The organism is Myxococcus sp. CA039A (assembly GCF_013336645.1).
Classification (GTDB): Bacteria; Myxococcota; Myxococcia; order Myxococcales; family Myxococcaceae; genus Myxococcus; species Myxococcus llanfairpwllgwyngyllgogerychwyrndrobwllllantysiliogogogochensis.
The window spans coordinates 1-5,695 of sequence record NZ_JABUMQ010000490.1; the positions used below are offsets into that span (position 1 = coordinate 1).

At 66.5% G+C, this 5,695-nt stretch carries 4 protein-coding genes and 1 pseudogene; 2 read left to right on the top strand and 3 right to left on the bottom strand.

The genetic code is table 11. The features are described from left to right. Window positions 1-307 precede the first annotated feature (307 nt). Window positions 308-1,072: a DUF6209 family protein gene (locus HR086_RS44120; RefSeq protein WP_174468633.1), complete on the top strand. Its 765-nt coding sequence runs from the start codon at window positions 308-310 to the stop codon at window positions 1,070-1,072. A 245-nt stretch (window positions 1,073-1,317) separates the two neighbouring features. Next, a complete protein-coding gene (locus tag HR086_RS44125) occupies window positions 1,318-2,424 on the top strand; it encodes a class I SAM-dependent methyltransferase (RefSeq protein WP_174468634.1) in 1,107 nt (368 codons plus the stop codon). Window positions 2,425-2,475: 51 nt separating this feature from the next. Here HR086_RS44125 and HR086_RS48080 read toward each other — a convergent pair whose 3' ends face one another. The 3 genes and pseudogenes from HR086_RS48080 to HR086_RS44140 all read right to left on the bottom strand — a co-directional run. Then, window positions 2,476-3,345, bottom strand: coding sequence for a hypothetical protein (locus tag HR086_RS48080; RefSeq protein ID WP_217442197.1), 870 nt, complete (start codon window positions 3,343-3,345; stop codon window positions 2,476-2,478). 478 nt (window positions 3,346-3,823) lie between these two features. Then, the gene (locus HR086_RS44135; RefSeq protein ID WP_174468635.1) at window positions 3,824-4,969 is read right to left on the bottom strand and encodes a right-handed parallel beta-helix repeat-containing protein; all 1,146 of its coding nucleotides are present in this window, start codon (window positions 4,967-4,969) and stop codon (window positions 3,824-3,826) included. Window positions 4,970-5,098: 129 nt separating this feature from the next. After that, window positions 5,099-5,695, bottom strand: a pseudogene (locus HR086_RS44140) (error-prone DNA polymerase); the annotation flags it as partial.

Here is a 5,695-nt window from a genome sequence, read left to right on the forward strand (position 1 = left end):
GGGGGGAGCTGAGCACCGGGTTGGGTGTATCTGGGACGGAAGGCGTCTCGGTGGGAGTAGCGCTGCGGCTCGAATCGTCGCTCGGCCCGCCGGCCGGGGACGGCCTCCTGAACAGGGTCATTCGGTGCTCGCTCCAGGGTGTTCAGCGCGGAGCCTACTCTAAATACCCGGTATCAACGAGGCAGCTGGGCGTCGGTGGCGTCGGCCATGATGCGCCCGCCTCCGTCCAGGAGGCGGCCCGAACCCCCTTGCGGTCGACACCAGCGGGCCTGACTCTCACCCTGGAGCCACACCCTTGAACCGACTCATGTCCCTCCTCGTGGTCCCCCTGCTGCTGCTCGGCGGCGGCGCGGCGGCGCAGACCCCGCCCGTCATCACCTTCGGCGCCAACTGGTCGCTTGCCCAGTCGCAGACGCTGCTCGCCGGTGGACAGGTCCAGGTGGCGTATGACGCCAGCCGCCTGCCGCAGTGCCGCGCCACCCTGCCCGACGGCAGCCCGGGCTGGAGCCTCACCGGCCACTACCGCCTCGACGGCGGGGCGGAGAGCAGCTTCGACGTCGCGGGCCAGCCCACCGCGGGCGCGCCGCCGGTGCTCTCCCTGCCCGCCGCGGGCACGCTGGAGCTGTGGTTCCGCGTCTCCAGCGCGGGCTGCGAGCAGTACGACTCCAATTACGGCTCGAACTTCCGCTTCACCGTGCGCCCCGCCGGCACCGCCCACGTCCCGACCCTGGTCTTCCAGGAGGGCTGGGTGGAGTACCCCGTGGGAACCGTGAAGGCGGGGCAGACGTTCGTGGTGGAGTACGACATCGACCGGCTGCCCGAGTGCCGCCTGCTCTACAACGGCGCGCCCACCTGGGAGGTCTGGGTCCGCTACCGCTTCGACAACGGCGTCACCGGAGACCTGAGCGTCACGCAGGTCTCGGGCTACTCGCGTTACGGTGTCCCCGTCACCCTCACCGCGCCCGCCGGGGCTCGCTCCGTCGCGCTCTGGTTCGAGAACTGGGACCGGGGCTACTGCCGCCGCTGGGACTCGAGCTACGGCCAGAACTACCGCTTCGTCGTGCAGCCCTAATCCGGCGCGCTCCCGCCTCGCCGGCAAGCACCACCTCCCCGGCGGGGCGGGCCTCCGTCCATGACAATCATTGGCATCCGTGGAGACAGGCCGTCCCGCGGATGTCTTGTTTTGTATCAACACTGTGAGTCACGAGGATTCGGCCCGTACGCGGGGGCGGTATCCGCCGTGAGAGTCGTTGCTTTCCAGAGGGAGACCCCCTTTACTGCGCGCCCTTTCAATCAGCGAAAAACACCCAGACTCCCATGTCCAATCAGACCGAGAAGGCGCTGTCCGAGCATCTCAAGCCGCTGGTGAAGTCCGTGGCACGCAAGGTCGTCCACCGGCTGGCGCCCTGGATGGAGACCCCGGAGCCCTCCAGTGCCCCTCCTCCTCCCGCGCCCCAGGCCGCGCCGGACCTCACCAGTGCCGTGTGGACCCTGCCGGATCGCCCCTTGCGAAACGCGCTCCCTCCCGTGGCCGAGCTCTTGCGCACGCACCACGCCGGGCAGCCTCTCCATGACGTCATCCGGGGCCTCTTCGGCGCGGACGACGGGACGATCCAGACCCGGCTGCTCCAGACGCTCTCGGAGGAGCAGCTCCGCGCCTACGTCGCGTCGGACACCGCTCCGGTGCCGCGCACCGAGGACCGCGCCGAGTATTTCGGCGAGCAGCACGTCAGCTACTGGCTCAACGGCCTGAGCGACTACCTCTTCCTGAAGGGGCTGCTGAAGTCCTCGGGCATCGACCCGGAGTCGCACTTCCGCTTCCTCGACTTCGCCTGCTCGTCGGGCCGGGTGCTGCGTCACTTCATCGCCCACTCGCCCAAGGCGGAGGTCTTCGGCACGGACATCTATTCCAACGCCGTCCGGTGGATGAACAAGTTCCTGCCCCCGCGCGGCTTCTACTTCCAGAACAGTGTCGTCCCGACGCTGCCCATCCCCGACGCATCCATCGACCTGGTCTTCTGTGGCTCGGTCTTCACCCACATGGATGAGTTCGAGGAGTCCTGGCTGCTGGAGTTCCGCCGCGTCCTCAAGCCGGGAGGCATCGCGTTCATCTCCCTGCACACGGAGCGGACCTGGGAAGGCATGCGCAACCCCGAGCATCCCATCCGCAAGCACCTCACGAACCATCCGTACCGGTGCTTGGAGTCAGAGACGAACCCCGTGCCCTCCGCGTGGTTCGATCAGCCGATGCCCGCCGAGCGCCTGGTGCTGCGCTACATGCCCTCGCCCTTCCACAACATGCACACGTTCTATACGACCGAGTACATCCGGGAGAAATGGGGGCGGTTCTTCGAGGTTCGCGAGTTCCTCCAGCACGCCCACGGCACCTATCAGGACGGCGTCGTGCTGGTCCGGCGCGCCTAGGACTGTCGAATCCGGCGCCCGCCTGAAGCGGCGGGCGCCGAGTCGCACGGCTCAGGTCAGCTGCAGACCCTTCTCGATCTCCGCCAGGCGGAAGCGCGCCATGGCCAGGTTCGAGGTGGCGCGGCTCAGGGCCACGTAGAAGAACAGTCCCTCGCGCGCCGCCAGCGGGCGGATGACGTGGTACTGCTCGCCCAGGGTGATGAGGATGTCCTCGATGCGGTCCTTGATACCCAGCACGGTCATCGCCTTGAGCTTGGCGCGGACGACCTCGGTGTTGGCCGCGGCGGCCGTCTCGATGTTGAACGTCGCGGTGCCACCCTGGCTGCCCAGACACATTCCGCTCTTCGCATCCACCAGACAGGCCGCGAAGGCCCCTTCGATCTTCAGCGTCTCTTCCAGGGACTGCTTCACGTTCGGCATGACTTCTCTTTCGGCTGGGGGGTGGGTGGAGTGTTGTTCGACGGGAAGGGTCAGCTCCTCCAGGCTGAACGTCAGCTGACTGGAGTAGGTGCGCGGCTGGGGAACGAAGAGCGCCTGGGCGTCCTGGAGTGACAGCAAGACCTGCAGGTGGTTCGCCATGTGGCCACGAAGCACGTCCCGGAGCATGTCGCGGGGAACCAGCCCCCACGCCACCAGCACCTCACAGAAGTTGCCCCCGTTCTTGCGGCACTCCGTCATGACCTGCTCGACGTCGTCTCGGCTGACCAGCTGCCGCTGGATCAGCACCGACGAGAAGTTCTGGACCCCGGGCCCGTTCAGGACCGCCCAGGCCACCTTCTGCTCCACGATGAAGATGCGGCCGGAGACGGTGGACGACTTCACCACCACCTCACCGCCCGTCTCGCTCTCCAACGCTTCGTGAAGCACGGAGCGAAGGACGGGGCGTACAACCTGGGTCACCGTTCGGGATGCTCGTTCCATGGAGTGGGTCCGGGACGCACCAGGTGTGCTGATTTTCATATCCAATTCCAGGCAACTATATCCAGCGCCCCCGAAATATCGCAACCCGGCTGCAATATTCGCGGATACCACGTGAGCTGGGTTCAAGCGGCCCCAGCCCGAACAGCTCTGACCCATCGCAGAGATCCACGCGGATGGGAAGGAGAAATCCCACGATGTCTCATACTTCCAGTGAGGGTGTGAGAGCCGGCGAGGGCTGGGCGCGAGGTGCTCGGCTGGTGGATCATGCTCCGGCTCACGGGGGCGGTCAGATGACCTGCTTGCCCTAAGCCCAAGGACTGGGAGGGATCATGAAAAAGTTACTGCTCGGTGCGCTGTCGCTGGCAATCCCGGGGCTGTTTTTCTTCGGCAACATGGCTTACGCGCCCCGGGCGGAAGCCCTGGAGCCCCAGTGTCCGGGATGCCCACCCACTCTCACGGGGCGCGGCGAGACCTGACTTCACTCAGCCCCGGGGGTCTGCCGTTCCTCCAGGGACTCGAGCAACGAGTTGGGCGTGGAGTCGAAGGGCACGACCACGGTGGTGCCATTCACATCACAGATGGACCCGGGGCCCGCATCATCCGCGGGGTCCGGACCGGGCCCGGTCGCCGCGCCCCAGTAGTTGCGTGCCGCGTCGATGGGGCCGCCCATGTCATTCACGAGGCCGCAATTGGGCGCCGCCGGGAAGGAGCCCCCCACGCTCTCACCCAGGTTTCCAAAGAAATTGCTGCTACGCACCTTGAGCTGCGCGCCAAACCGCACCCACATTCCGGCGCCCCGGTTTCCAATGGCCTCGTTGTCCTCGAACTCGAAGTCCGAGGTCCCCGAGAAGAGGACGAGGTAGAAGCCGATACCCCTGTTGCCAATGGCCTTGTTCCCCTCGTACGTGCCCTTCTGCCCGCCCACCGCGAAGCCGTGGCCGAACACCTCGTCATTGCCGTTGTTCGTGGCGAGGTTCTCCTTCACGGTGTGCCCCTCCGTGTCCGAGCCAAGAGAGAACCCCATCCCATTGCCCGTGGAGACATTGTCCCTGACCGTGTGGTTGTCCCCCCGGATGGCGAATCCCGCGTCCCGGTTGCCCTGCGCGATGTTCCCAATCACCCGAACGTCGCGCCCGCCCAGGACATCCAGCCCAATCCCATCATCATCCGTGACCTTCCCGGCCCCCGTGAGGGTAAACCCCTTCCCATAGTCGCCGAAGGAGACGTTGCTCGCGGTGATGTTGACGACATCCAGCACGGCCCCGGCGGCGGCGAGCACCGTGACTTGCGCGCCCCCCGTCGACTCGACCTTGAGCCGCTTGTTGATCAGGATCATGCAGCGACACCCCGTCTGCACTTCGGCCGCTTCGTCACCGGGGTCGCTGAAGTCTCCGTCGGCGTTCAAGTCCCCGTAGCGGCCGGGGTGGACGAGGATGCGATCTCCATCGCGAGCATGGGCGATGGCCCGACTGATGGAGCGACAAGGGTTCGCCTTCGCGCCACACGTCGCGCTGTCCAACGCGTTGTTGGCGACGTGGAGCGTCCTCGTCGGCTCCGCCATGGATGGCGAAGGCAACCACAGGGTTCCCACCACGGTGACCATTCCGAGCATCTGCCTGAACATGCCAACCTCCTGCCCACTTCCCGCCATGGGCCAACAAGCGCCATTGAATGGCGCGAAGAAGGATGGAGTCGCCTGGGACCTTTGTGCAGTGAGGCCATGGGCTCGGAGTCGGCTCCCCGACAGGTCCTCTCAGGTGCGGGACAGGGATTGGACGAACTTCGTCTTCACGTTCGTCACCTTTCCCGAGCGCTCCAACACGCCCTGCCCCACGATGAACAGGGCACCGTGGATCTCCTTCCGGCACCGCTCATACACATCCGGAGGCACCACCAGGTTCGCAATCCCTGTCTCATCCTCCAGAGAGATGAAGCACATCCCCCTCGCCGTCGGAGGCCGCTGTCGGCAGATCATCATCCCGCCCACGGACACCGTCCGCCCGGAGGACACCTGCTTCAGCCCCTCCGCCGTCACCGCCCCCAGCTTCCTCAACGTGGGCCGCAGCAGCTCCAGCGGGTGCTTCTCCAACGACAGCCCCACCGTGTCGTAGTCCGCGCAGACGCGGGCAAACACATCCATCGACGGCAGCTCCACCTCCGTGCCGTCCATCGACATCCCGAAGAACAGGTCATCCGAGTCCAGCGGCCCCAGCGCCTGGATATCCCACAGCGCCTTGCGGCGTGAGCCACAGAGCGACCCCAGCGCCCCCGCCAGCGCCAGGCGCGTCAGCTCGTGCCGGGGAATCCGAGCCCGGCGCGCCAGGCTCCCCACGTCCGTGTAGCCCTCCCC

Bases quoted from the DNA above. Each gene is read 5' to 3' on its own strand.
- HR086_RS44135 (WP_174468635.1), bottom strand. From the start codon at position 4,969: ATGTTCAGGCAGATGCTCGGAATGGTCACCGTGGTGGGAACCCTGTGG.
- HR086_RS44125 (WP_174468634.1), top strand. From the start codon at position 1,318: ATGTCCAATCAGACCGAGAAGGCGCTGTCCGAGCATCTCAAGCCGCTG.
- HR086_RS48080 (WP_217442197.1), bottom strand. From the start codon at position 3,345: ATGGAACGAGCATCCCGAACGGTGACCCAGGTTGTACGCCCCGTCCTT.
- HR086_RS44120 (WP_174468633.1), top strand. From the start codon at position 308: ATGTCCCTCCTCGTGGTCCCCCTGCTGCTGCTCGGCGGCGGCGCGGCG.